The organism is Bifidobacterium sp. M0399 (assembly GCF_016100595.1).
Classification (GTDB): domain Bacteria; phylum Actinomycetota; class Actinomycetes; order Actinomycetales; family Bifidobacteriaceae; genus Bombiscardovia; species Bombiscardovia polysaccharolytica.
This window is the reverse complement of record NZ_JACFSD010000001.1, coordinates 684835-710311: the sequence shown is the minus strand read 5'-3', so window position 1 is coordinate 710311 and position 25477 is coordinate 684835. Positions and strand designations below refer to the sequence as shown.

20 protein-coding genes and 1 tRNA gene are annotated in these 25477 nt (G+C 56.6%); 11 read left to right on the top strand and 10 right to left on the bottom strand.

Annotated features, from left to right (window positions below; translation table 11 throughout):
• Positions 1-38: 38 nt before the first annotated feature.
• The 6 genes from H3V09_RS02875 (at position 39) to H3V09_RS02850 (ending at position 5361) form a co-directional block, all read left to right on the top strand.
• Positions 39-956 (top strand): Nif3-like dinuclear metal center hexameric protein, encoded by a 918-nt coding sequence (locus H3V09_RS02875; RefSeq protein ID WP_232339343.1) that lies wholly within the window; start codon positions 39-41, stop codon positions 954-956.
• Positions 957-991: 35 nt separating this feature from the next.
• Positions 992-1675, top strand: coding sequence for an NUDIX hydrolase (locus H3V09_RS02870; RefSeq protein ID WP_198190875.1), 684 nt, complete (start codon positions 992-994; stop codon positions 1673-1675).
• A 126-nt stretch (positions 1676-1801) separates the two neighbouring features.
• On the top strand, positions 1802-2533 hold the full coding sequence (locus H3V09_RS02865) for a TetR/AcrR family transcriptional regulator (protein ID WP_198190874.1): 732 nt from the start codon (positions 1802-1804) through the stop codon (positions 2531-2533).
• Positions 2534-2632: 99 nt separating this feature from the next.
• A complete protein-coding gene (locus tag H3V09_RS02860) occupies positions 2633-3364 on the top strand; it encodes an ABC transporter ATP-binding protein (protein WP_198190873.1) in 732 nt (243 codons plus the stop codon).
• A gap of 1 nt (position 3365) precedes the next feature.
• Positions 3366-4061, top strand: a complete 696-nt coding sequence (locus H3V09_RS02855) for an ABC transporter permease (RefSeq protein ID WP_198190872.1) — start codon at positions 3366-3368, stop codon at positions 4059-4061.
• Positions 4062-4074: 13 nt separating this feature from the next.
• Positions 4075-5361, top strand: a complete 1287-nt coding sequence (locus H3V09_RS02850; RefSeq protein WP_198190871.1) for an MFS transporter — start codon at positions 4075-4077, stop codon at positions 5359-5361.
• Here the strand turns inward: H3V09_RS02850 and H3V09_RS02845 are convergent.
• Positions 5353-5426, bottom strand: a tRNA-Pro gene (locus H3V09_RS02845). The genes H3V09_RS02850 and H3V09_RS02845 overlap by 9 nt on opposite strands.
• A gap of 115 nt (positions 5427-5541) precedes the next feature.
• On the opposite strand from H3V09_RS02845, the gene aroA reads away from it, so the two are divergent.
• Positions 5542-6900 (top strand): 3-phosphoshikimate 1-carboxyvinyltransferase, encoded by a 1359-nt coding sequence (gene aroA, locus H3V09_RS02840; RefSeq protein WP_198190870.1) that lies wholly within the window; start codon positions 5542-5544, stop codon positions 6898-6900.
• A gap of 32 nt (positions 6901-6932) precedes the next feature.
• Entirely contained in the window at positions 6933-7733 is an 801-nt protein-coding gene (gene hisN, locus H3V09_RS02835) for a histidinol-phosphatase (RefSeq protein WP_198190869.1), read from the top strand.
• A 146-nt stretch (positions 7734-7879) separates the two neighbouring features.
• Here the strand turns inward: hisN and H3V09_RS02830 are convergent, their stop codons facing one another.
• From H3V09_RS02830 to H3V09_RS02820, 3 genes are all read right to left on the bottom strand, one after another.
• Positions 7880-9106, bottom strand: coding sequence for an acetate/propionate family kinase (locus tag H3V09_RS02830; RefSeq protein ID WP_046323002.1), 1227 nt, complete (start codon positions 9104-9106; stop codon positions 7880-7882).
• 190 nt (positions 9107-9296) lie between these two features.
• Positions 9297-10985, bottom strand: coding sequence for a phosphate acetyltransferase (pta, locus tag H3V09_RS02825; RefSeq protein ID WP_332460984.1), 1689 nt, complete (start codon positions 10983-10985; stop codon positions 9297-9299).
• 126 nt (positions 10986-11111) lie between these two features.
• Positions 11112-13586 (bottom strand): phosphoketolase, encoded by a 2475-nt coding sequence (locus H3V09_RS02820; RefSeq protein WP_198190867.1) that lies wholly within the window; start codon positions 13584-13586, stop codon positions 11112-11114.
• 336 nt (positions 13587-13922) lie between these two features.
• Here H3V09_RS02820 and guaA point away from each other — a divergent pair, with 336 nt between their 5' ends.
• Positions 13923-15485, top strand: a complete 1563-nt coding sequence (guaA, locus tag H3V09_RS02815) for a glutamine-hydrolyzing GMP synthase (protein ID WP_198190866.1) — start codon at positions 13923-13925, stop codon at positions 15483-15485.
• A 118-nt stretch (positions 15486-15603) separates the two neighbouring features.
• Here the strand turns inward: guaA and H3V09_RS02810 are convergent, their stop codons facing one another.
• From H3V09_RS02810 to H3V09_RS02790, 5 genes are all read right to left on the bottom strand, one after another.
• A complete protein-coding gene (locus H3V09_RS02810) occupies positions 15604-15981 on the bottom strand; it encodes a hypothetical protein (RefSeq protein ID WP_046322998.1) in 378 nt (125 codons plus the stop codon).
• Positions 15978-16403: a helix-turn-helix domain-containing protein gene (locus H3V09_RS02805; protein ID WP_198190865.1), complete on the bottom strand. Its 426-nt coding sequence runs from the start codon at positions 16401-16403 to the stop codon at positions 15978-15980. Before H3V09_RS02805 ends, H3V09_RS02810 begins: the two co-directional genes overlap by 4 nt.
• 924 nt (positions 16404-17327) lie before the next feature.
• Entirely contained in the window at positions 17328-17522 is a 195-nt protein-coding gene (locus tag H3V09_RS02800) for a hypothetical protein (RefSeq protein ID WP_198190864.1), read from the bottom strand.
• 493 nt (positions 17523-18015) lie between these two features.
• The gene (locus H3V09_RS02795) at positions 18016-18312 is read right to left on the bottom strand and encodes a hypothetical protein (RefSeq protein ID WP_198190863.1); all 297 of its coding nucleotides are present in this window, start codon (positions 18310-18312) and stop codon (positions 18016-18018) included.
• A 1288-nt stretch (positions 18313-19600) separates the two neighbouring features.
• Entirely contained in the window at positions 19601-20596 is a 996-nt protein-coding gene (locus H3V09_RS02790; RefSeq protein WP_198199027.1) for a N(4)-(beta-N-acetylglucosaminyl)-L-asparaginase, read from the bottom strand.
• Between the two features lie 852 nt (positions 20597-21448).
• On the opposite strand from H3V09_RS02790, the gene H3V09_RS02785 reads away from it, so the two are divergent.
• Positions 21449-22477, top strand: a complete 1029-nt coding sequence (locus H3V09_RS02785) for an alpha-L-fucosidase (RefSeq protein WP_198190861.1) — start codon at positions 21449-21451, stop codon at positions 22475-22477.
• A 246-nt stretch (positions 22478-22723) separates the two neighbouring features.
• On the opposite strand, the gene H3V09_RS02780 is transcribed toward H3V09_RS02785, so the two are convergent.
• Positions 22724-23548, bottom strand: a complete 825-nt coding sequence (locus tag H3V09_RS02780; RefSeq protein ID WP_198190860.1) for an oxidoreductase — start codon at positions 23546-23548, stop codon at positions 22724-22726.
• Between the two features lie 715 nt (positions 23549-24263).
• Between H3V09_RS02780 and H3V09_RS02775 the strand changes: the two genes are divergently transcribed.
• Positions 24264-25436, top strand: a complete 1173-nt coding sequence (locus H3V09_RS02775; RefSeq protein WP_198190859.1) for an aminotransferase class I/II-fold pyridoxal phosphate-dependent enzyme — start codon at positions 24264-24266, stop codon at positions 25434-25436.
• The last annotated feature ends 41 nt before the right edge of the window (positions 25437-25477 follow it).

Below are 25477 nucleotides of genomic sequence, written 5' to 3'. Positions count from 1 at the left end.
GGTGGCTTGGGCCCAGCAGGATCCGAGGAGGGATCGTTATGTCTGATGGGCAAGATGAGGTTCAGAGGCCTTCGGTGCCCCTGGGCCAGGTTGTGGATCTGCTGGAGGGGCTTTACCCCTTGGAATACGCAGAGGACTGGGATTATCCTGGTCTGGTGGCGGGGGATCCGTCCTGGCCGGTCAGGCGGATTTGGTGCGCCGTAGACCCTCGGCCCGATGTGGTTCAGGAGGCTCTTGACCACAAGGCCGACCTGCTGATCACCCACCATCCGCTCTTCTTCAGGTCGGTCCATCAGGTTTCCGGCCAGGATTTTCGCGGGGATATGATAACCAGGCTGATTGAGGGCCGTTGTGGGCTCTGGGTTGGGCATACCAACGCTGATGCTGCTTACCGTGGCGTGGCCCAGGCCGCTGCCGATGTTCTTGACCTGCAGGAGGCGAGACCACTGGCTCCTCAGTCGGTCTCTAAACGCGATTTGCACGCTGATCAGGGGATCCAGGTAGGCCTGGGTCGTTGGGGACGGCTTCCTAAGCCCACACCATTTGAGGATTTGGTCCATACCATGGCGGACCTCCTGCCCAAGACGGCTCTGGGTGTTCAGGCGGTCGGTGTGCCCGAGGCCATGGTTTCCACGGTCGCCCTGCTGCCCGGCTCTGGGGACTCCGAGTTCGACCTGGTCCGGTCCACGGGGGCAGATGTCTACATCACCAGCGATTTGCGCCATCATCCAGCCACGGATGCCTACCAGCAGGCCCTTTATGAGGCCCGGATAGCGGGTCGTCCCAATCAGCCCAGACCCATGCTGATTAACACCCCGCACTCGGCCATCGAAAGTCTCTGGTTCCGCTACGCCAATGGAGACATTGCCCGGGCCCTGGAGATGGCTACTGGTGTTCGTCCACAGGTGGAGGTCTCATCGATCGTCACCGATCCTTGGACCATGGTGGTGCGCTGACGGCTGCGGGTTGATGATTGAGGAGGAATGATTGCATGAGCGATGAAGCACAGGATCTGCAGGCACGATTGGCCGCCAGACTGGCCGACCGGGATGGCCAGGGGGCCAAGGGCATCGATATGGACCGTGTACCCGAGCTGATGGATGATAGGGAGGTCTTCCGCGGCCCGATATTCGTTATCGACCAACAGCAGGTGGCCATGTTCAGGCGTGACGGTTCTAAGGAGACCATCGACAGACAGCTCATCCGTCACGCCCCCTGCGTGGTCATGCTGGTGCACGACTGCACTGCCGATGCTTATCTGCTGACCCGAGAGTACCGGGTGGGCGCCCAGGCCTACGTGTTCGGCCTGCCAGCCGGCTTCATCGACCCGGGCGAGAGCCCCGTCAAGGCCGTCCTGCGCGAGCTGCGTGAGGAGACCGGTTTGGTACCCGGGCCCGAGGGTGCTCCGGGCTCAGAAAGCCATCTAAATCCGGACAACGGCTGGATTGATGCCGCTCCCGATGTCTACTCCTCCCTGGGCATGAGCGACGAGCTCGGACATATCGTGGTCCTGCATTTGCGTCGCTGGCATCAGGGGCCAACCGACTTCGACCCGGGCGAGCACATCCAGTCGGCCTGGGTCTCCTGGCAGGAGCTCTGCGCAGCAGGAGTCGCCGATGCCAAGGCGGTGGTTGCCATTCAGCACGAGGCCATTCGTCGTCTGCAGAAGGATTAATGTCGAGGCATAAAGTTCATGATTGGTCAAGCAGAACATACCAGTGGTATGATAGCATTTTGCCGGACAAGATGGTCAGACCAGGATGGTCGGGCATTGATGCACTGACAGGAAGGGAAGCACCGCATGGGCACGCCGAAGGATCCCGAAGGGCATCGCAATCAGATCCTTGATGTAGCCCAGCGGCTCTTCCTGGAAAAGGGCTACGACGGAACCAGCATTCAGGACATTGTCGATGGTCTGGGTGGCATGACCAAGGGAGCTGTCTACTACCACTTTCCTTCCAAGACGGCCATTTTCCATGCGGTCACCGAGCGCATGGCTTCGTCCTCATCCCAGGGGGACTGGCTGGGGGAATGGCCCGGAAAAACAGGCCTTGACAAACTGCGCAACGAGCTGATTGCCTCCCTGTCGGCTTACTCGCGTCTCGATGTGACCTTTTCAGCCAGAACCCTGTTGAAGAGCCCCCGCATGGTCGGGGAGATGTACTTGAAATCCATGGACAGGATTGTGGACGTGATCACCCCCTACGTTCGTGAAGGCGTGGAGGACGGCTCCATTGCCCCCTGCAATCCCGAGGATCTGGCCCAGGTGCTCTATATCCTGGTCAACATGTGGATAGGGATCCGGTTCTCGACCATGACTCGGGATCAAGTGGTTTCCAAGTTCACTCTGTTGGCCGATATGCTCAAGGGGATCGGGGCACCGGTCATAGATGATCGGGTCATTCGCGCAGCCGTGCACTTGCATGCGCATCTGAAGAGCAATCCATTGACTGCCACTGGTGGGGAGTCCACTCAGGAGAAATCCGGCCAGGATCAGGATCACGAGGCCTCTCTGAGCCGAGAGATCTCTTAGGGCCTAGATGGCTCTGGCGATTAGCAAGATTCGGGTACTCAACGGGTGAATGGTTTTGTTTCCGCTAAACATACCATTGGTATTTTTGAAAGGAGTTTCATGAAAATTCTGGAGGCGGACGGTATCGTCCAAGTGTTTGAAGGCAGGGAGGTGCTGGCTGGACTGGACCTGTCATTGGAGCAGGGCGAGATTCTGGGCCTGTTGGGAGCCAACGGGGCTGGCAAGTCCACGCTGTTGAAGATTCTGACTGGAATGCAGAGACCTGCCGGCGGACGGGTCCGTTTTCTGGAGAAACCTCTCAGCGAAGGTTACCCGGGCAGTTTGGCAAGGATGGGGGTGTCCATCAATGAGCCCGTATTTTATGAGTCGCTCAGTGCCAGGCAGAACCTGGTGATCGACCAGTCCTACCATGCGTTGGCAAGCGGGGAGCATAGAGCCGTTGATCTCGCCGGAATCAGCCAACTCTTGGAGAACGTCGGATTGACTGCCGATTCAACCACGCCTGTTGGCAGATATTCCATGGGCATGAGGCAGAGGCTGGCCCTGGCAAGATGCATGGGCCATCATCCTGACCTTTACCTACTGGATGAGCCGCTCAACGGATTGGATCCTGTGGCCATCGGACAGCTGCGAAACAGCCTGCAAAGTCTGGCTGCCCAAGGCAGTGCGGTCCTCTTTTCCAGCCACATTCTCTCCGAGGTGCTGCACACTGCCGACCGTGTGATGGTGGTGGCGGACGGCAGGGTAAGTCTGCGGGCCAGCGTCTCGGAGCTCCTCAATAAGGGCCAAGAGGCCGCCGAGCAGACCCTGATCAATGCTATGGAGGGCTGATATGAAGACGCTGCTGCAATTGGAGCTGAAAAAGACGAGACTATGGCCCTGCATTTTCGCAGGACTGGCAGTGGTGGCCGCATCCTTGGCCCTGGGAGGCATGTTCCTGGCCATTGGCCACACGAGCGGGCGGTCTGATCCTCGGCTGTCCAGTCTGGCTTTCGTGTTGCAGATGGCCATGGTCATCCTTCTGGTGGGTTTCTCTTTGGTGGCCGCTGCCCTCTGCAACCTGGTCTTCATCGAACCCTATACAGGGAGGAATCTGACACTCACCCTGTCGTGCCCCATCTCGCGGGAACGAATCCTGCTGGCCAAACTGGTGTTCGTCGGCTTCTTCACGGCCCTGTCCTATCTGGCGGGGACGGCCGTTACCCTGACCGTCTTGCTGCTGGTCGACCGTCTTGTGGGTTCACTCGAAAAGGGTTCGCCAGTCAGCCTGTTCGGACAGGTTCTCTTCATGCTGGTCACCAGTCTCGCGGGACTGGTGGGGCTGGTCGGCATCGCCCTTTCCTTGGGCTTCTGGAAGCGCTCGCTGCCAATCATGTTTGGGGTCCTGCTCCTGCTGGACGCTTTGGTGGGCAACCTGCTTTCCCTTTCCCCACTGCTGTCTGCGCTGGTGCTTCTGATCATCTTTCTGACCTCCCTGCCGGCCTGGTGGTTGCTTCACCGGACTCTCATGAAGATCGAACTGCCCTGAACGGCTGCCGACCATGCAGGAACTTCTGAAGAACAAGCCTTTCGTGACCATGGTTCTGGCCAGTCTGTTTAATACGGTCGGGGGCGAGCTCTTCAACATCGTCTTCATTGTCTATGCCCAGACCATGCCCTTTGCCGGACTGGCCGTCTCCATAGCTTCAATGGCATGGGTGGCGCCAACGCTGACGGCCATCCTGACCGGATACTTGGCTGACAGGACCGCGCACAAGACACGGATGCAAGTGGTGATCAAGCTGATTCAGGTGTGTATTTACCTGGCTATGGCCATAACAATCGGCAGGTCCAAGAGTTTGCCCGTCTTTCTGCTGCTGGTAGCCATGGACATGGCATCTTCCATGCTGGAGGGATATGCAGGCAGTCTGTGGATGCCGGTCCTCAAACACCTGGTCCAGCCAGGCCAGCTCCATCAGGCGACCTCAATCACCTCCGCTGCATCCAATGTCGCGGCTGTCATCAGTGCAGGCGGAGGTGCAGTGTTGATCGCTATCCTGGGCAACAGATTCGCTGTATTCGCGCTGATCAATGCTGCCACCTTTCTGCTGGCGGGAATTCTGGTGGCCATTGGCTATAAGGCATTCGCCAGGGCGGAGGTCACAGGCAATGATTCATCTGTGGGCAAGCATGTGGGCCTGTCCTCCAGCCTCCGTATGGCCTTGGGGGAGTTTCGCAGCTCTACATTCCTGGTCCTGATGGTGGGCTTTGGCTGTCTGGTCAACCTTCTGGGGACGGCTCTGCAGCCCCTGCTCAATCTGGGGCTGATTTCCATGTCCGAGGTCTGGTGGGGAAGCTACGGTACAACCATAGCCGTAATCAACGGCATCTCCTCGCTGGGACTTATCCTTGGCGCACTCCTTGCCGCAGATCCGCTCAGGCGGCTGCCCATGGCCCATTTGCTGACCGGAGTCATGGCCGCAGCCGCCATGGTAGGGATCAACCTGGTATGGCTGCATATTCCTGCACTGCTGTTCCTCCCGCTCCTGGTCATGAACTATCTTTTGGGCAAGATCAACCCTCGGTTCATGACCATGCTCATCAGCACAGTGGGCGAGGACCACCTGGCTGCAACTATGGGAGTGGTACAGACTGTCATGATGATAGGGGCGCCTCTGGGGCAGATGATTTTTCTAACGCTGGGAAATCTGGTCGGTATCGCCATCACCATGTCGATTTATGCGAGTCTGACGGGCCTTCTGGCTCTGACGATTCTCCTTACAGGATTGGTGGGCATGAATGCCAAGGATCCGACTCCCGACATGGGCCAAAAGCAAAAGTCGGGCTAGCCGGATTTGAACCGGCGACATCCTGCACCCAAAGCAGGCGCGCTACCAAGCTGCGCTATAGCCCGGCGCCCATCAGTATCACCGTATGGGCACAATGTACCAATATAGCACAGGGTCGGATCCCCACTGGACCTCCAGGGGTGAGCAGGGAGCGGAAACAGCTCTGCGCCTGCGGTTACCATGGTGACCATGACAGTGGAAGAGACATGGGCGGCGCCGCAGGCGGGTGGTCCCTTGGATGCAACGGTGACCATACCGGGGAGCAAGTCCCTTTCGAACAGGTATCTGATTCTGGCGGCCCTGGGAAGTCGCCCTGTCAGGTTGACTGGTCTACTCAGGTCACGTGATACAGACCTGATGATTCAGGCTCTGGAGGCCCTCGGCGTGAGCTGTCGGGTTGACCCGAACAGTCCCACAGAAGTGGAAGTTGTTCCACCGGCAGGGGGACGTTTCCGTGGCGGCGCCCGGGTAGAATGCGGACTGGCTGGAACCGTTATGCGCTTCGTGCCGGGCCTGGCCATGCTGGCTGATGGCCCCACACACTTCGACGGGGACCAGCAGGCCTATCGGCGACCTATGAGGCCCCTGTTGGACGGCCTGATCCAGCTGGGAGCCAGGATCGAGTACCTGGGCCAGGAAGGCTTCCTGCCCTTTGTGCTCACGCCACCGGCTCACCTGGTTGGCAGCGAGGTGATCATAGACTCCTCGACATCCTCGCAGTTCATTTCCGGCCTCCTTTTGCTGGCTGCCAGGGCTGATGGCACCATGACCATCGTCCACTCTGGTCAGCATCTTCCCAGTCTTCCGCACATCGCCATGACTGTTGAGGACCTGCGTCAGGGCGGAGTCCAGGTTCAGGCCAATCCCGACCGTTGCAGGTGGAGTGTTGAAGGCAGGGGATCTGCTGGGACGCAGCTACCTGATCAGGTCCAGGTGGAGCCCGACCTGTCGAATGCGGCCCCCTTCCTGGGAGCGGCTCTGATAGGTGGCGGGCAAGTCAGCGTGCCCAACTGGCCAGATCGGACCACACAGCCAGGCGGCTTGCTGCCCAAGTATTTGGAGACCATGGGCGCGAAGGTAGACATGGTTCCCGACGGGCAGGGTAGCGCCACCTGCAGGGTGACCGGCGGGGAAGCCATACACGGACTCGGCGACTTCGATCTGTCTCCCGCTGGGGAGATCGTGCCCTCTATTGCAGCCATCCTGGTTTTTGCCGACAGGCCCAGTCGCCTGCACGGCATCGGCCACCTGCGTGGTCATGAGACCAACCGGCTGAAGGCGCTGGCCACGGAAATCACCAGAGTAGGAGGTCAAGCCCGCGAACTGGATGATGGCCTGGCCATTGAGCCCGTGCCGGCTCAGCGTATGCACGGGGTCGTCATGGAGACCTATGCCGACCATCGCATGGCTACTTTCGCCGCCATGATTGGTCTTAAGATACCTGGCATCCGGGTGCGCAACATCGGTACCACGGCCAAGACCATGCCTGACTTCCCGGGTATGTGGAAGCGGATGCTGGCAAACGAGGGTCAAGGCTAAACCAGAGCGATTCAAGCGAAAGGAGCCGTGTTATGAGCATCGAGGATGAAAGGCAGACCTGGCAGGAGGATCTGGATCTGGCCATCGCCATGGCCGATCAGGCAGATCAGGTCACCGTGGGCTACTTCAAGTCGCCAGATCTTAAGGTGGAACGCAAGGAGGACAATACCCCAGTCACCCAGGCCGACAAAGAGGCGGAGGCGGTGATTCGTCGCGTTTTGGCCCGAGCAAGGCCCAACGATACCATCTATGCTGAGGAGTTGGGAAAGCAGGAGTCCAACGGCAGACGGTGGATCATCGATCCGATTGACGGGACCAAGAACTATGTGCGCGGAGTCCCCGTCTGGGCGACTCTGATTGGCTTGGAGGTAGACCATCAGATGGTGGTCGGCGCGGTATCGGCCCCCATGCTGGGCACTCGCTGGTACGCTGCATGGGGTCAGGGAGCCCACATGGCGCGTCAGGGCGAAGCCCCCAAGGCCATCCACGTATCAAATGTGAACCGGATGGAAGACGCCTCCATGTCCATATCGTCGCTAACTGGGTGGAAAGCCATAGGACGTCGGGAGCGGCTTCTTGACTTGACCGATCGGATCTGGCGCCTGCGTGGTTTCGGCGACTTCTGGCAATACATGCTCTTGGCTCAGGGGGCAATAGACCTGGCGGCCGAGCCGGAGCTTGACCTCTATGACATGGGTGCGCTGGTTCCCATCGTGACCGAGGCAGGGGGCAGCTTCACTGACTTGGCAGGCAACCCGGGTCCTTGGGGTGGCAATGGTCTAGCCAGCAACGGTCTTTTGCACGAGGAGGCCTTGGCGGCCCTGGGGGATTGACATATCAAGAAGGTCGGTGACCACATACATTGCTGTGGTTACCGACCTTCTTCGTTCTTAAGACCAAGTTCTTAGAACCAAGACTCAATCACAATCATCTATCCTTCAACCATTAGTTAGATTGAGAGGATAAATAAAGTCAGTGGTCAGGCCTGGAACTTGTTACCGTAGGCATCGCCCTGGCTGGCGACGACCTCGGCTTGGCGGGCGATGGAAAGTTCTTCGTTGGTGGGGATGACGCAGACGGCGACTGTGCTGTCGGGGGTGGAGATAATCCGGGCCTCCTTGGAGCGCTGATCGTTCTTCTCCTGGTCCAGTTTCACGCCGAAGGGTTCCAACTGCTCGATGACACGGCGACGCACAATCTCGTCGTTTTCGCCTACGCCGGCCGTGAAGGTGATGGCGTCCAGGCCGCCCATCTGGGCCGTGTAGTTGCCGATGTAGCCGACAATGCGGTGGATGTAGATGTCCAGGGCCAGCTTGGCGTCCTCGTCGCCCTCGGCGATCAGCTTGTGAACCTCACGCATATCGCCATGGCCGGTCAGGCCGGTCATGCCGGAACGCTTGTTGAAGAGGGTGTCCAGCTCATCCACGCTCATGTGGGCGTTGCGAATCAGGTGGAAAACAACGGCAGGGTCAATGTCGCCGGTGCGGCCGCCCATGACTAGGCCCTCCAGTGGGGTCAGACCCATGGAGGTCTCGACGGGATGCCCGGAGACCTGCGCTGAAGCGGAAGCACCGTTGCCGATGTGTAGGACGATCTGCCGCAGACCTTCTGCAGGCTTGCCCAGCAGACCGGGAACCAGCTGGCCCACATACTGGTGGCTGGTGCCGTGGGCGCCGTAACGACGGATGTGGTACTGCTTGGCAATGTCCTTGTTGAGAGCGTAAGTGGAGGCCTTCTTGGGCAGTTCGAAGAAGAAGGAGGAGTCGAAGACGAAGACCTGCGGAGTCTGGGGCATCAGCCGGCTCATGACTTCGGCGCCCTCTGCCTCTGGTCCATTGTGCAGAGGGGCCAGCACAGCCAGATCCTTAACCTGACTCAGGGTCTTCTTAGTCAGGAGTGCAGGCTTGGGGAAGATGGCTCCACCCTGGACGACACGGTGGCCAACGGCGATGATGCCGGCCTTGTCCAAATCAGGACCATACTCCTTGAAGAAACCCAGGACACGCTTGAGCCCGACCTCATGATCGTGGATGGGCTCCTCAAGCTCGTGCTTTTCGCCGTTGACCTCGTGCTTGTAATGGCCGTCGGTGGGCTCGCCGATCTTCTCGACCAGACCCGAGGCCAGGCTCTGGCTGGTCTCCAGATCGACCAGCTGGTACTTGATCGAGCTTGAACCCGAATTGATGACTAGGACGGTTTTCGCCATTGGGGCATCCTCCTGATGTGCTTGTATAGAGCCTGCGCTCTTCAATCAGTCTTCAAGATTACTCGTCGGCCCTTACAAGGAGCGGTATATTGCCGGGCTGACATGATTTTGGGGCTGCTTCTGGATCCGTTTTGGAGGTAGGATCCAGTGGCAGCCCCAGAGGTTTATAGAGACGTTACAGGGACGGCGATCAGTCCTGGGCCTCGACGGCGGTCAGGGCTACAGTGTTGATGATGTCGGCAACCAAGGCGCCGCGTGAAAGGTCGTTTACCGGCTTATTCAGACCCTGTAGGACCGGTCCGATGGCCAGGGCGCCCGAGGTTCGCTGAACGGCCTTGTAGCCGATGTTGCCTGCGCTCAGGCTGGGGAAGACGAAGACGTTGACCTTTCCGGCAACCGGATCACCCTTGGCCTTGGTGGCTGCCACAGTGGGGGACCAGGCCGCGTCGAACTGGATGGGGCCCACGATGGGCAGGTCCGGCGCCTTCTCTTTGGCCAGGCGGGTGGCCTCTTCAACCAGGTCCACATCCGGGCCCTTGCCTGAGCCCAGCGTGGAGTAGGAGAGCATGCCCACGCGCGGGTCAACGCCAAAGGAGCGAGCGGTTTGGGCCGACTGGATGGCGATGTCGGCCAGTTGCTCGGACGATGGGTTGAGGTTGATGGCGCAGTCGGCAAAGACCGCCACATGGTCTGGGAAGCACATGAGGAAGGCTCCGGAGACCAGCGAGGCGCCCGGCTTGGTCTTGATCACCTGAAGAGCGGGACGGACCGTGTTGGCAGTGGAATTAATCGAGCCTGACACCAGGCCGTCGGCCTTGCCCAGCACCACCAGCATGGTGCCGAAGTAGGAAGGATCGGCCAACTGCTTGAGCGCCTGCTCCGGGGTAATGCCCTTCTTGGCGCGTAGCTGGCAGAGACGATCAACCATGGGAGCCAGCACCTGCTCGTCGTCCATGGTCTGGAAGGATGCCTTCTCCAGGTTGTTGAGGCCAAGCTCCTTGCCGCGCGCCAGAATGGAATCCTTGTCGCCCACGATGATCAGGTCAACGATGTTGCGCGCCAGCAAGTAGTCGGCCGCCTTGATGATGCGGTCCTCGCCGCCTTCGGGAAGGACAATGGTCTTCTTGTTGGCTTTGGCCTTGGCCAACAGATCGTTCTGGAAGGCTACAGGCGTGGTGGCCTTGGGGCTGGCGGCGTCGGCGGCCTTCAGCACCTGGTCGACGTCCACCTCCTGCTGGAATGTCTGGCTGGTGGCCTGGCGGGCCTGCTCGGCGGACGGATCCGTGTCGAAGTCCATCTTGGAGACGGTCCAGGTCGGCAGATCATACTTCTGGAAGGCCTGAGCAAGAGGCGCCTTCTGTTCAGGCTGGCATCCGGTGATGAAGACTCCGGCAAGCACAGCCCCCTGGGCCTCGATGGTCCGACGGCAGGCAGCCACGGTCTTCATGACCTGGCCGGGTTCCCTGCCGATGGTGCAGACGGCCAGCATGACCGGGGACCTCAGGTCGGCCGCGATCTGTGCATTCAGAGCAAACAGGCCGGGGTCGAAGAGTTTTGAGGCATCGCTGCCCACGATCAGGACGCGCTCTGGATGGGTGGCCTCCACCAGACCGTCATAAGCGTTGAGGACATCAGCCCGGGTCTGCATGGTGTCCTCAGTGGCGTGCCCAGGGCACTTGCCACGGCAGATCTCCGGATCCGTGCCGGGGAATGAACTGGCTGCAACCAGTTCCGGGGTCAATGGGTGCTTCCTGCAGGCGATTGGCCTGAATACGGCCGTTTTGGCTTTGGCACTTAAGGCCTTGGTCAGGCCGTAGGCCACGACATTGCGGCCGTTGGCGGCTTCTGGGCTGATGATGGTGATGCTTGCAAGACTCACTGTGTCTTCTCCTGTCCGGATGTGGTTGCCTTGATGACTGCTTTGTTCGCAACCTTGTCCAGTATACAGAAACCGCCCGCCATGCGGGCTGCGCATGACGGGCGGTTTCAGGGTCGGATCAGCGTATCACTCGTTGTCTCCGGCGGTCGCGGCGGTGGCGGAGATGGTCTCCTGGCCGGCGCGGTTGGCATCGGGCCAGACCCAATCGGTGTAATCGGGGTGGTCGTAGCCCTTGTCCACGGCGAACTGGAAGGCCTCGTCGCGGAACTTGGTCCACTTGTCGATCTGGTCGGCATACTTGCCGGCGTCCACCAGCTTCAGGGCGGAGGCGGCCAAGCACCAGCGATCCATGTTGTTGACGCGCACCATGTCGAACGGCGTGGTGGTGGAGCCCTGCTCCTCGTAGCCGTGCACGGAGAAGTTGTCGTGGTTGGGACGTCCGTGAATCAGGCGGTAGATGGAGCCGGGGTAGGCGTGGAAGGCGAACAAGACCGGCTTGTCCTTGCTGAAGAGCTCGGTGAACTCCTCGTCGGACAGGGCCTGATCATTCTCTTCGGCGTCCTGGATTTTCAGCAGATCAACCACGTTGACGAACTGGACCTTCACGCCCAGCTTCTGCAGCATGTCGTCGGCAGCCAGGGCCTCTTGGGTGGGGATGTCACCTGCAGTGGCGATGACCACATCAGCATCCTCGGCATCCTTGGCATTGGAGGCCCAATCCCAGCGGGCGGCACCCTTTTCCAGCTCGGCGGCGGCCTCGTCCACGCTCTGGTAGGTGGCGGCGGGCTGCTTGCCGGCGAAGATGGCGTTGATGCAGTTGGTCGACTTGTAGCAACGTTCGCCCACGTTTAGCAGCATGTTGGCATCGGCGGGGAAGTAGATGTTGACCACGTGATCGTTGTTGAAGTTCTTGTTCAGCAGGATGTCGACGAAGCCGGGATCCTGGTGGGAGAACCCGTTGTGATCCTGACGCCAGACGTGCGAGGTGACCAGGAGGTTCAGGCCGGCGATGGGCTTGCGCCACGGGATCTCGCGGACGGTGGCCTCCAGCCACTTGGCGTGCTGGTTGATCATGGAGTCGATGACGTGCACGAAGGACTCGTAGGAGCTCCAGATGCCGTGGCGTCCGGTCAGCAGGTAGCCCTCCAGGAAGCCTTCCATCTGGTGCTCGGAGAGCTGCTCGATGACCTGGCCGGTGTGGGCCATGTGCTCGTCGGTCAGCTCCGACAGGTAGTCGGCATCCCACTGCTTGTTGGTCACTTCGTAGGCGGCGGCCAGACGGTTGGAGGCCGTCTCGTCGGGCCCGAAGATACGGAAGTCGGTGGGGTTCTTGGCCAGCACGTCGCGGGTGTAGTAGCCCAGGACGCGGGTGGCCTCGGTGGCGCCCCAGCCGTGGCCGTGCTTCTTGATGTCGATCTCGTAGTCGTGGATGTCAGGCAGCTCCAGCGGCTTGAGCAGCCGGCCGCCGTTGGCGTTGGGGTTCTCGCCGATACGCAGGTCGCCCTTGGGCATGAAGCTGGTGACCTCGGGACGCAGGGCGCCCTTCTCGTCGAACAGCTCCTGGGGCTTGTAGGAGGCCAGCCAGTTCTTGAGGACCTGGAAGTGGGCCTCGGTGTCGCGGGCGGAGGTCAGCGGCACCTGGTGGGCGCGCCAGGATCCCTCGGTCTTCTTGCCGTCGATGAACTTGGGGCAGGTCCAGCCCTTGGGGGTGCGGAAGATGATCATGGGGTAGAAGGGACGGGTCATGTCGTCGGTTTCGGCCCGGGCCTTGATGTCGCAGATCTTGTCGAAGACGGTCTCCAGCATGTCCGCGAAGCGACGGTGGATGGACAGATGGTCCTCATCGTCGAACCCTGCGACGAACTCGAAGGGTTCGTAGCCCATGCCATGGAAGTACTCATGCAGCTCCTCGTCGGAGATGCGCGAAAGGATGGTCGGGTTGGCAATCTTGTAGCCGTTCAGGTGCAGGATGGGCAGGACGATGCCGTCGGTGCGTGGGTTGACCAGCTTGTTGGACTGCCAGCCGGTGGCCAGAGGGCCGGTCTCGGCTTCGCCGTCGCCCACGATGCAGGGCACGAAGAGGCTGGGGTTGTTCATAATGGCGCCGTAGGCGTGGGAGAGGGCGTAACCCAGTTCCCCGCCCTCGTGAATGGACCCGGGGGTCTCAGGCGCGAAGTGGGAGGGGATGCCTCCCGGGTAGGAGAACTGGCGGAAGAACTTCTGCAGGCCAGCCTCATCGTTGGTGATCTTGGGGTAGTACTCGCTGTAGGTGCCATCCAGGTAGGACTGCGAGGTACCGGCGGGGCCGCCATGGCCGGGGCCCATGATGATAACGGTGTTCTGCTGATGGTCGGCGATCAGACGGTTGATATGACCCAGCAGGAAGTTCAAGCCGGGGGTGGTGCCCCAGTGACCGACCAGACGATGCTTGACATCCTCCCGAGTGAAGGGCTCCTTCATCAGGGGGTTGCTGCGAAGATAAATCTGTCCGATGGAAAGATAGTTGGCCGCCCGCCAATACTTGTCGACGGCCTCGAGGGTCTCCTCGGCGATTGGGGTCTCCAGCTTCGCCCAAGGGGTGCCGATAACAGGATTCGTCATGTGTACTCCTGCACTTTAGTGCGATTGTTTATTTACTTCGGTTACGGGCTTGTGCAGTGTCATTTCAGGCATCTGCCGGGTCCGTACCCAATGCCTACATGGTACGTGAACGAGCAGACTTTTCTGAACGTTTTCTTGCAGTGTGTGTTCGCTCTTGTGAGAAAATGCGATGGAATTGTCTGCTTGCAGGCATGTATTTCCTCTGGGGGTGCGACCAGGCCGCAATGACGGTAGCATTGTCGAAAACTGCAACCATACTGGACTTGTCCGCGGGCGTTGAATCGTCGCTCTTGGACATCCGTTGCAGATATAGCTTACATATATATAAGGAGTCATATGGCACAGGGTCCCGTCCTGGTGGTCGATTTCGGTGCGCAGTACGCTCAGCTGATCGCTCGTCGAGTCAGGGAGGCAGGGGTCTACTCCGAGCTGGTGCCTCATTCGATGAGCCTGGAGCAGATGTTGGCCAAGGATCCCAAAGCGGTCATCCTCTCCGGCGGCCCGGCCTCCGTCTACGTGGATGGGGCGCCTACCATTGATAAGAGGATTTTCGAGTCGGGGGTGCCTGTGCTGGGCATCTGCTATGGCTTCCAGGTCATGGCTCATGAGCTGGGCGGCGAGGTGGACAAGGCGGCCCTGGGGGAGTATGGCAAGACCGAGGCCTTTATTGACAGTGCCAGGGGGATACTGCAGGATTCACCCACACGGCAGGATGTGTGGATGAGCCATGGTGTTGCCGTCAACCGTGCGCCTGAGGGCTTTGAGGTTTTGGCGCATACCGAGGGTGCTCCGGTGGCGGCCATGCAGGATCCTTCCAGGGGGCTGTACGGGGTCCAGTGGCATCCCGAGGTGACCAACACTCCTCTGGGGCAGGACCTGATCGACTGCTTCCTGCATCAGTGCGCCGGACTGCCGTCGGATTGGAACGCTTCGGGAATCATCGAGGAGCAGGTGGAGAAAATCCGTCGTACGGTGGGTGATGACCAGGTCATCTGCGGCCTGTCGGGCGGCGTTGATTCAGCCGTGGCGGCCGCCCTGGTCCATAGGGCCGTCGGCGACCAGCTGACCTGTGTCTTTGTTGATCATGGGCTCTTGCGCAAGGGGGAGGCCGAGCAGGTCAAGCATGATTTCGTGGCGGCCACTGGCATCAAACTGATTGCCGTGGATGCTTCGCAGGACTTCCTGAGTGCACTCAAGGGCGTTTCCGAGCCTGAGCGCAAGCGCAAGATCATTGGAGAGAAGTTCATCCGCACCTTTGAAAAGGCTCAGCGGCAGGTGATTGAGGAGGCCGGCAAGACCGGCAAGGAAGTCAAGTTCCTGGTGCAGGGCACACTCTACCCTGACGTGGTCGAGTCTGGCGGTGGAGACGGAGCGGCCAATATCAAGTCCCACCACAATGTGGGTGGTCTGCCCAAGGACGTCAAGTTCAAGCTGATCGAGCCCCTGCGCACTCTCTTTAAGGATGAGGTCCGGGCCATTGGCACCGAACTGGGCCTGCCTGATCAGATTGTCTGGCGTCAGCCCTTCCCGGGTCCTGGTCTGGGCATCCGCATCATTGGCGAAATCACCCGTGAACGCTTGGAGACTCTGCGTGAGGCTGATGCCATCGCCCGCGAGGAGCTGTCGCGAGCCGGACTGGATCGGCAGATATGGCAGTGCCCGGTGGTGCTGCTGGCCAATGTGCATTCGGTAGGTGTGCAGGGTGACGAACGCACCTATGGCTCGCCGATTGTGCTGCGTCCAGTTTCCTCTGAGGATGCCATGACCGCCGACTGGACACGTCTGCCCTATGACGTGCTGGCCACTATTTCTACACGCATCACCAACGAGTGCCCGGGCATCAACCGCGTGGTCCTGGATTGCACCTCGAAGCCTCCGGCAACCATCGAGTGGGAGTGAGTATCTGGGTCGACAAGCCATATGGCAATGTGTCAAAGACAGTATCGCTGGTCAGATGACTTGTCGGCCCATGTATTTGGTGCTTGGGCTATTAAATGTCAATGGTCGATAGAAGAACTCAGATGCTACAATTCGTTCTTTGTTGCTCGCTGATGGCCGCGTTGATCCGGTTGACCAACTCATGGGGATGTTCCACCCCGAGCACCAGTCGGTCATAGTGTTCGCCCTTGAGTTGGATGACTATGGGACTTTCCGGTCTGGTGACATTCCAGAATGTTATCTCCCCATGCTCGGTGAATGTACCGGCCCATTTACCGGGAACATGAAGGCCGAGTGCACGCCAGCCTTTGGCATCATCAAGAATGCCCGGATCCTCGCTCGCACCTAGAACATGCTCGATTGGCATCACTAATTTTCGCTTGAACGACCACATTTTATCTAAACCCTGTGGTTCAATCTCCAGTGTTCGCCCGACAATTGCCACCTTGTTGTTCATGACTTGTTTCTTTCATTATCAGACTGCAACTGAACATGTGCACGTTGCAGCAGCCTCTCGCCAAGGAGCGTGGCGACATTAACGGTGACGGCGTTGGTATCGCCTGATTCCGAGCAGGACAGCTTCACAAGGTAATCCCTGACCAGCCCACGAACCTCCAAATCATGATCTGACAGCTCCATGAGTGCCACCAATACCAGATTGAGCACTTTTGAATCGCGCGATTCAGAATCCGTTGCATCATGCAGCGCAGCTACGAACATGCCACGCTTGCTGCCGAACGCACCGTAGAGACTACCTCGGAGCAGACCCGTGGCCTTGACGAGAGCATCGATCGACGTGCCCTCATAGCCATGCTCCAAGAAAACCTCGCGGGCACGGGCAAGCACCTCATCATCATCGAAGCTTCTCTTGCGACCCATGCTCGCCAAGATAGCATTATTTGACTAAACAGTCAAGAATGATAAACGGTTTTTGTCCATCACTATCGTTCCTTCTTTTTGAAAGCTGTAGATGCTAGGAATAGTGATTTGCTGGCTAAACTGCCAGCAATGAACGCAAGAATTAAGACCATGAGGATGGCCTCCATCCGAGCATAAAATTGCGATAGGAGGAGTAATAACCAGCGTAATAGCTATGTATCTCAACTGGCACCACTTGCCATGAAGGACTGTCCATGATCTTTTTTTGATTGAATGTATAAGGAATACAAGTATCAGCTGGGTAGCCACGTGAATTGTTAAACTTGTATACGCAGTTTTTGAAAAACGGTTACAACCAGAAAGTTCTCGGTGTAAATACCACCCCTTCAATGCCGCTAACGATAATATTGCCAATCCAGATATCTATAAATGAAGGCGGAACCCGTTCCGCGTCTCTTCTTGGTTTCATTCGGCCCTCCTTTAATTACAAGAAAAGTTGGCAACCATTAACTTTTCCGGTGTCAGTGGTCATCAGAATTGCAAATACTCAGAACATAAATCAGCTGAAGTGCTCCCGTGCTACTCTGTCAATTCCAATTATTTCCAACAGGACTCTGAGGACATTTCCTCCAATCAGAGCTGCAGCATAACCGGATTGCAGTACCCATTTGTACTGGGAATTCCGTTCTAGACTTTGCGTAGTGTACTGATTCCGCTGACGATTTCAGAGACCTGGACGCCGTATTGGGTAACGATCAGTCTTATCTAAAATGAACCCTCCCAAATTAAACCTTGGTCGGATCTGGTTATTTGAAGGTCAGTTATAAGAGAATGTTGCGCTAGCTAAGAAGTTACCCAGTTTTCAGCGAAATGTGGAATGGTCCCGGGGTCAGCATTTTTAATCTCTGTTAAAAGCTGATCCAGTCAATCGGTCAATTGATCAAGTTCTGCAGTGCTGAGTGATGAACTATCTTCTCCTGTTTGAACCTGTTCGATCCTTGGCTTTTGCGCTGTTGTAGTGAGTTCGAAGGCGCCAGCTGTTCCAGTAACATCAACATCAGCCCCGCTGACACGCTTGCGTCCACTAGGGTCAGTAGCTTGTGTATTCTTTGACCGCATATCAATCTCCTTTGGTTGACATGTATACCAAACGACTTAGCCGTACATTAGCTATAGAAAACGAAAAGCCAGCATAATTGCTGATGAGATAAATACTGCGGGTAAGCACGCGATTACTCGAAGTCTTCTATAGCGCAATTGGAGAGCTCTTCACCGGCTCCGATTATTGCGATGGGCAAAGTTTTAACGAAGTAGTCCAAGACACGTCTGACCGAGATCTTCAGCAATCCACGCAGGCATTGCGGGAAGCACCATCAGCAATCATCAAGACCAGAGTATGGCCACACTGGTCTTACATCCGGTAAAAAGGGGAAGTCGGTTCATCGACACATAGCAGCGGAGAAAGCGGCAAGCATTATCTTGCTGGGGGAGAAGGTGTAGCTAAACAAAACAGTCCCAATCATGGTGAGCCCGATGTGTAGTAAATTAGATGACTTCGAGGCATACCCATATGTCCAGTATGTCCTATTCGCTTGAATGGGACGGGTGGGACTCACGGAATATTGCGATCGGTGTCCAGCAGACTCTTGATGCCTGTTCCATTTGCATTGCGTTCGATTCGGGAAGTTCTCGCGATCACTTGGGCAAGGTACACGGCTGATTTCAGGCTTAGACTCGGCTCTGCGCGCCTGAGTTCACGGATAAACACGACTTGATCCTTGCTAGGATCTATTTCCTCAGAAGTGGCGATGCTTTGAGCCCATTTCACTGCCGCAGCCATCGGGTCTTTGCAGTCAGCAAATATCATCGTGACTTCGATCCTCGGATTGTTGTCATTGGTTAAGCTCATGGCTTTTCCTCTCAAAGTTCCTGGTGCTCATTTTCTGGCCGCTGAAGTGCTGACCACTTCTAGCATACAGTGGCGAGAGTCGTCGTCACAGGAGCCGCCGAAACCCCAATGCAGAACTGACCTCACTCAACTGTGGGGGCGGTAAAGAATGAGACAATTGACGGTGTCGGCGAGAGCACCGGAGCGGTATCAAAATCCCTAAGCGTGAGTTCCGCAGGGGAGGCATAGGTCTAAGACTCTCGGCGTTCAATGAAGTGGTTGACATATTCGGTTCCTTCCGATTAATGCCAACGTTCTTGTTTTACTAATTTGTTTACTCATGTTGATTCAGGGGTCAGCAACCGTTAGCGATATTAGAAACAATGGATCCCATGATATTCGACACAGCTACTCCACAAGCTACGGAGGGCTTCCCGATAAGAGACAGAATCGCTGGCGTAGCTGACGTAGATCCTGGAGCATCTATTTCAGAAAGTGCTGGGAGGTCATATGGGGTAGCATACGTCAGGTACCCTGAGATGAGTGATTTCGTAGTCATCTGCATGTAAGCCAACATTCCTGTGGATTGGGTCGTAATGCAGGCCTACATTTATGGATATGCAAACGAGGCGGCCCATTACTATCTGCAATAAAACGGAGAGAATTATCAGATAAAAATTCAAATTCAAATGCTCAGTACAACAGCATCGCCTACGACTTAATTTCATAACAATTATATAACAACAGCATGCTGTCCAAACAGACCTCTGATTTCCATATGCGAGCATAAAGGGGCTGGTCGATTGCATCGAAGGCGAATTCAGGTTCGTCGGTGGGACACGGACGGAGGTCATGCCGCCGTACAGTACACATTCTCAGTGGTGTGGTCTCTTTGCCTTTCCTTAAAAGGCAAAATATTGGGAATTTTGATCCACATAAATTTAAACTTACAATCCTCATTATTTAATGTACGTTTGTACCCGACTAATCCCCTTTTCGATTTCCTTCCTTACCTACCTGACAATCTGCGGTAAATAGATTGACGTATAAAAAATTGTTTCACTTATTGTTTGATTGGTAATGTCCCCATTGAGAAACATGATTGTACCTCTAGAGGTGCATCTATTTGACTGTCCCTCTGAATTGTTTGCCGGGCGCTTGCCCAAGGGGCAAGGGTCCGGCAGTGAGCACCTAGTTAAGTGGGGATACAGTTAAGGGGTTTTAAGGAGTACAGCCGGCCTTGATTGAGGGCGTTCTGTATTCTGACAATTATTTTGGTGTAGCTCATCTTGCTTATTTTTTGTAACGTTCATTTGATCGGTGCCTTGAGCGAGCGTTTATATTCCTGCAGCCATTCCTTAGTCACTGGTTCGATTCGTGTTCCCCCCTTGCCGTCCGGATTGGCCATGAGTATGCGAATCTCCTCGCCTTTCCGGGCTGTACAGAAGGTGAACTCCACGTTGGTTGCCACCCCCCATTCCCCTCTTGTGTTGAGAGCAATCAGGGAGATCTCGCCGGCCTTGCTGTAGCGGTTCCTCAGGAGGTCGTCAAATTCGTAGACTGCAGAATCGCAGGCCTTTTGAGGGGTCAATCCGCTGCCCATCAGAGCGACGATCCGATAAGAGAGACATCCCTTCATGATGTCTTCTCCCAGCCCGGTGGCGGCCGCCCCTCCGATGGAGCTGTCCACATAGAAGCCCGAGCCGGGCAGGGGTGAATCGCCTACTCTGCCCGGTTCCTTCATGAAAAGCCCCGATGTTGATGTGCCAGCAGCCATCGAACCATGCGCGTCCAAGGAGATGGTCCCGACCGTATCGTGCCCTCGATAGGGGCCGGCGGACTCCGGTGTTGTGGTCTTGGCGGCTTCCAGCTCCCAACGTTTTCTTGCTCTGTCCGTCAGCATGTTGCGCATTTCGAACCCGTTGACCTGGGCGTAGCGGGTCGCACCCTGTCCGACTAGAAAGCTGCTGGTATGGCGTCGACTCAGTTGCCTTGCCACGGATATGGGGTGGAGTACATGCTGGATGCCGGCCACTGCGCCCAAGGCCATGCTGTTCCCGTCCATGAAAGCGGCATCCATCTCCATCTCGCCTTCCCGGTTCGGCAAGGCGCCATAACCGACGGAGGTGTAATCCGGGTTGGCCTCAACTTCTTGAATCAGCCTCTCGACAGCGTCGCCCGCCTGGCCGCCCTCTTCAAGACCGGAACTGGACTTGACCATACCTTCATAGGCCATCCGCCAGGTAGCAATAGATGCCCAAGTGGACTGATCGTGACTGGCTTTCTGCGGGGATGAATCACACATTTCCTTGTTTCTTTCTGTCGGTATGGTTGTTTGGCTCTTCCTGACCGGAACACGAATGCAGTTAGTGTGCCGATCCTCAGCCGTTCGTCGAATGATCAAGCTGATGGACCGTGCTCTTGAGAGCAAACTGTCAGTAGCGGGCTTGCCTTGCTCGCATGCAGACAGCAATGATGTCCTCTATCCTATTCTTGTCTGTTAATGACAGTTACTAAAGATACTTCTTGTTTTGTAGAATGTCATGTTTGTGCTCTTAATCGTTTGTCAGATATCAGTTTTGCATACATGCCATTAAGTCGCTTTAAAGACCGGATACTAATAATGTGCTCGCTAATCGCCCTATGGCAGATCTTGATAATTCATAGTAACATGAAGTCTTTGGCATGTATGATTCTGAATTAGGTATATACTGTTAACAAAACAGTACCTTTCGAAGTATTCATGACCAAGATGGTTCATGGAATCCGGTTGTTTTGCAGTATATGAGTGAAGGAATCGCTCCCCATCACGAATGGGGAATGTGCTGACAGTTCCGAGGAAGGAACCTTCATGGGGTCAAAAGAGGTACAGTGAACAGCAGTCCACCGATTTTGATGCTAGGCACCTTATCTACGTCATTTGAAGGCTTTGCAGCCAATACCACCGGGATCCTCGGCTCCCTGGTTACTCGTTACCTCTTTCCGGGTTTCGGTCAGGGTACTTGGCAAGAAAGACCCAGGTTTCATGATCATGTGTACAGGAGTCCGCTATGTGCGTATGGCTCTTTATGATACTTTCGTTGTCAAGAAGGGCAAGCTGACCATCTGAGGTCCGGTTCGAACAATTCGTGTTAATCAGCAGAAACAGAGGTAAGTAATGAGCAATACCGTGGAATGGTTCAAGCAAGCCAAGTATGGAATGATGATTCACTGGGGTCTCTATTCGCTCCTGGGAGGGGAGTACCAGGGAAAGTCGTCAAGCAACTACGCGGAGTGGATCCAATCCAAGCTCCAGATTCCCAACAAGGAGTACGAACGCCTGACCCAGGCCTTCAATCCCATCTACTTCGATGCCGATGCCATAGTCGATCTTGCAAAGCGTTGCGGCATGCAGTATCTGGTCGTCACAGCAAAGCACCACGACGGCTTCGCCATGTACCGATCCCTGGTAGATGCTTACAACGTCTATGACGCGACACCATTTCACCGGGATGTAATTGGCGAGTTGTCCCTGGCCTGCCGCAAGGCTGGCCTGCGATTTGGCCTTTACTATTCTCAAGATTTGGATTGGCATGAACCGGATGGCGGCGGATACCTCTCAAATGACATCGAGACGGCGGGCACCACCTGGGACAACAGCTGGGACTTTGTAGGGGAGAAGAACTACGACCGTGCGTTCAAGCACAAGATCATGCCGCAGATCGAAGAGATCATGAGCAACTACGGGGAAATATCGGTCGCCTGGTTCGACATGCCCATGACTCTCAGCGACGAGCAGAGTCAGACCATCTACGATACGGTCAAGCGCCTACAGCCCGACTGCCTGATTAATTCCAGACTTGGCAACGGTCGCTACGACTATGTCTCGTTGGGAGACAACGAGATCCCTGAGGATTCGGATGCCAGCGCCAAAGCCTCCTCGGAGGAAGATGTCGATTACAATTCCGTCGAAGGATTCAAACCCTCAAAGCTCGGCCTTTATGAGACCGCCGGAACCATCAACGATTCCTGGGGATTCTCATACCATGACCAGAACTGGAAGAGCCCGAAGACCATTCACGATTACAAGGCCCATCTGAACAAGTACGGCATCAACTACCTGCTCAATGTTGGTCTGGATGGACTGGGACGAGTCCCCATGGCGGCAGAGCAGGCGCTCCTAGGAGCTCAAGCTCTAGAGGCTTGAGGAGTCGGAATTCTGCCAATTGGCGAGGGACTCTGTGGTAAGGATGCTGATCCTGTCCCACGGAATCCCTTGCTGACTGTCTGCTTCATTGTGCATAGCTTGGCGGCTTTCAAAAGCGAGCTTTTTGTATTCAGCAGCAGTGAATCTAAGAAGCTGTGGACCGGTTCATCTGAATGAACATGCCCTAAATGCCTTTATTCCTTTGAAACTCGACGGTGGGGTATCGTTTGATACCTTTTTTATTGTCTACAAGTCCTTAGCATGGACCATCAGATAGTCCCATGCACGGGTGGGGAGCAGAGCATGAAGGGCGACCAGAGGCTTGGCGCCGAAGCCCAGAAGGTAACGTGGACGGGGATGGCGTACTGTCGAGGCACGTACGATGGTCTTGGCGATGGTTGATGGTTGGGTCAAATGTTTGCTGGAGTACAGTTTGCGCAACCCTGCAGCAGCTCGGGATCCTGAGTCTTGATAGGCACTCTTCCGAGTAACCGTCTGGAGATGGTCGGCGGCGATTGCGCCCCAGTTGGTGGCAATGGCTCCGGGCTCGATCAGGACCACGTCGATGCCGAAGGGACGCATTTCCATGCGCAGGGCGTCGCTGAAGGCTTCAAGGGCATACTTGGTGGCATGGTACCAGGCACCCATATAGGTGACCATCCGGCCAGCCATGGATGATGTGTTCACGATCCGGCCGCTTCTGGCTCGGCGCATGGCGGGCAGTACCAGCTGGGTTAAGCGGGCAAGGCCGAAGAGGTTGACCTCAAATTGTCGTCGGACCTCTTCGATGGGGACCTGTTCGACCGGGCCATAGGAGCCATATCCGGCGTTGTTGATCAGCAGGTCGACGCGTTTTTCCTTCTGCAGAATTCGTGCGACAGCCTTCTCAATGGATGCAGAATCAGTCAGGTCCATCTGCACAGCCGTCACCCCCTTGTCGCCAAGCGGCTCCAGCCGTTGAACGCGTCGTCCTGCTGCATACACTCGGTATCCATGCTCTGCGAGCATTCGAGTGGTTTCATACCCAATGCCGCTGGTGGCCCCTGTGACCAGTGCAACTCGAATGGTCATTTCCTCACCCCTTTTGGCCGACACATCCAAGAATTCTGTCTCTTGCCTGTCTTTGAGGCAAAGTATATGACAGAGATCTCAATGCAGGGACGCAACAGTCGGATAAGGCGAATCTCGCGTCCGAGTTTGGTAGTGCGACACAACTTTGACAAGACTTTTACCCGAATTCGTTCTTGCCGAGCATAGTTTACAGACCGTAGTGAAGAGATAGGACCCAGGATGCAAACGACCAATGCTTCGGTACGGGATGAGCTTGTATGGGAAGGGGTATCTGAATGTGTTGATTACGGATTCGCAGGCTGCGGCTTGCGAGAGACTCCCAAGGGAGCCTTAAGATAAATCTCTGAAATTTCGAGATTAGTCTGGTCTGTCTTGTCATAGGCACGTTTATTTTGGATGCTTATCGCGTCCGCAAAATGGAAGCGCTTGGTCAAATAATGGTCGCGTTTATAAGATTGCTGGAACTTCGCTGTATTTTAGAAATAATGCTGATTGTAGATTCCGCAGGAGGTTTCAGCATGCAGGGCACACGATTTACCTATTGGTGGCACGGATTCGATCTGTGACGCCGCGTGCCTTGTAGGAACGGTTGCATGGATCGGAACCCACCGGCCCTGCAGTCGTCGACAGCATTTCCCATGTATCGTCACCGCATAGTCGGTAGGGCAGCACCAGCGACAATGGTTGTAGTAACCGCATGGGAAAGGACAAGCCAATGACATTGGCGGATCATATGAATGCCAGGGTCAAAGCTCTGGCGCCGAGCGACATACTCGAATTCAACAAGGAGATCGCCGGAATAGACGGCATCGTGAAGCTGACCCTGGGGGAGCCTGACTTCTTCACCCCCGAGCACGTCAAGCAGGCGGGCATTCAGGCCATCCAAGACAACCACAGTCATTACACCGAAAGTCGCGGTATGCCCAGCCTTCGCAAGGCGGCTGCCGACTATCTTCAGGCCAAGTATGGACTCGACTACGACCCTGACACACAGATGGTGATAACGGCCGGGGCCACCGGAGGCATCTTCTCGGGCCTGACCGCCATGATCAACCCGGGTGATACGGTCATTCTGCCCACGCCCATCTTCCCGCTCTACATCCCCATTGCCCAGCTGAGCGGCGCCAAGACCGTCTTTGTCGACACCTCCGACGACGGCTTCATTCTCAAGCCGGACAAGCTGGAGGCCGCCATCGAAAACAGCGATGGTCCGGTCAAGGCCCTGGTACTCAACTATCCGACCAATCCCACCGGGGTGACCTATGCCCGCCAGGATCTGGAGGCTCTGGCCCAGGTGGCGCGCAAGCACGGCTTCTTCGTGCTCAGCGATGAGATCTACGCCGAGCTGACCTACCAGGATACTCACGTGTCCATGGGCACTATCCTGCCCGAGCAGACAGTCGTTCTTGGCGGGGTTTCAAAGTCCCATGCCATGACTGGATGGCGTGTCGGCATCGCAGCTGGCCCCGCCGACGTTATTGATCAGATCAGCAAGGTTAACGAGTTCACTATTACCTCGGTGACCACCAACGCACAGTATGCGGCCCAGGAGGCTCTGACCAAGGGTATGAATGACACGGACCCGATGCGCGAAGCCTATCGCAAGCGGCGGGACTATCTGGTCAAGGCCCTGCCCGAGGTCGGTCTGGATGTCATTGATCCCAAGGGCGCCTTCTATATCTTCGCCCGGCTGCCCGAGGGCATGCGCGACAGCTGGAGCTTCGTCTATGACCTGGCTCGCAAGGCCAAGGTGGCGGTAATCCCCGGGGCAAGCTTTGGACCCGGGGGCGAGGGCTACATCCGCATCTCCTACGCTGCCTCCATGGAGGACCTGCACACTGCCGTGGAGCGGATCGGCGACTATATGCGCGCTCAAAATCGCAGCTGATTGCTCTAGCGATTCATCCGGGAACCAACAAATAACCATCA

Excerpts from the sequence above, each read along its gene's own strand:
- H3V09_RS02790 (WP_198199027.1), bottom strand. The coding sequence starts at position 20,596 with ATGTGTGATTCATCCCCGCAGAAAGCCAGTCACGATCAGTCCACTTGG.
- H3V09_RS02780 (WP_198190860.1), bottom strand. The coding sequence starts at position 23,548 with ATGACCATTCGAGTTGCACTGGTCACAGGGGCCACCAGCGGCATTGGG.
- aroA (WP_198190870.1), top strand. The coding sequence starts at position 5,542 with ATGGTGACCATGACAGTGGAAGAGACATGGGCGGCGCCGCAGGCGGGT.
- H3V09_RS02820 (WP_198190867.1), bottom strand. The coding sequence starts at position 13,586 with ATGACGAATCCTGTTATCGGCACCCCTTGGGCGAAGCTGGAGACCCCA.
- H3V09_RS02810 (WP_046322998.1), bottom strand. The coding sequence starts at position 15,981 with ATGAACAACAAGGTGGCAATTGTCGGGCGAACACTGGAGATTGAACCA.
- H3V09_RS02870 (WP_198190875.1), top strand. The coding sequence starts at position 992 with ATGAGCGATGAAGCACAGGATCTGCAGGCACGATTGGCCGCCAGACTG.
- hisN (WP_198190869.1), top strand. The coding sequence starts at position 6,933 with ATGAGCATCGAGGATGAAAGGCAGACCTGGCAGGAGGATCTGGATCTG.
- H3V09_RS02875 (WP_232339343.1), top strand. The coding sequence starts at position 39 with ATGTCTGATGGGCAAGATGAGGTTCAGAGGCCTTCGGTGCCCCTGGGC.
- H3V09_RS02830 (WP_046323002.1), bottom strand. The coding sequence starts at position 9,106 with ATGGCGAAAACCGTCCTAGTCATCAATTCGGGTTCAAGCTCGATCAAG.
- H3V09_RS02775 (WP_198190859.1), top strand. The coding sequence starts at position 24,264 with ATGACATTGGCGGATCATATGAATGCCAGGGTCAAAGCTCTGGCGCCG.
- H3V09_RS02800 (WP_198190864.1), bottom strand. The coding sequence starts at position 17,522 with ATGCGGTCAAAGAATACACAAGCTACTGACCCTAGTGGACGCAAGCGT.
- H3V09_RS02850 (WP_198190871.1), top strand. The coding sequence starts at position 4,075 with ATGCAGGAACTTCTGAAGAACAAGCCTTTCGTGACCATGGTTCTGGCC.
- guaA (WP_198190866.1), top strand. The coding sequence starts at position 13,923 with ATGGCACAGGGTCCCGTCCTGGTGGTCGATTTCGGTGCGCAGTACGCT.
- H3V09_RS02805 (WP_198190865.1), bottom strand. The coding sequence starts at position 16,403 with ATGGGTCGCAAGAGAAGCTTCGATGATGATGAGGTGCTTGCCCGTGCC.
- H3V09_RS02865 (WP_198190874.1), top strand. The coding sequence starts at position 1,802 with ATGGGCACGCCGAAGGATCCCGAAGGGCATCGCAATCAGATCCTTGAT.
- H3V09_RS02795 (WP_198190863.1), bottom strand. The coding sequence starts at position 18,312 with ATGAGCTTAACCAATGACAACAATCCGAGGATCGAAGTCACGATGATA.
- H3V09_RS02785 (WP_198190861.1), top strand. The coding sequence starts at position 21,449 with ATGAGCAATACCGTGGAATGGTTCAAGCAAGCCAAGTATGGAATGATG.
- H3V09_RS02860 (WP_198190873.1), top strand. The coding sequence starts at position 2,633 with ATGAAAATTCTGGAGGCGGACGGTATCGTCCAAGTGTTTGAAGGCAGG.
- H3V09_RS02855 (WP_198190872.1), top strand. The coding sequence starts at position 3,366 with ATGAAGACGCTGCTGCAATTGGAGCTGAAAAAGACGAGACTATGGCCC.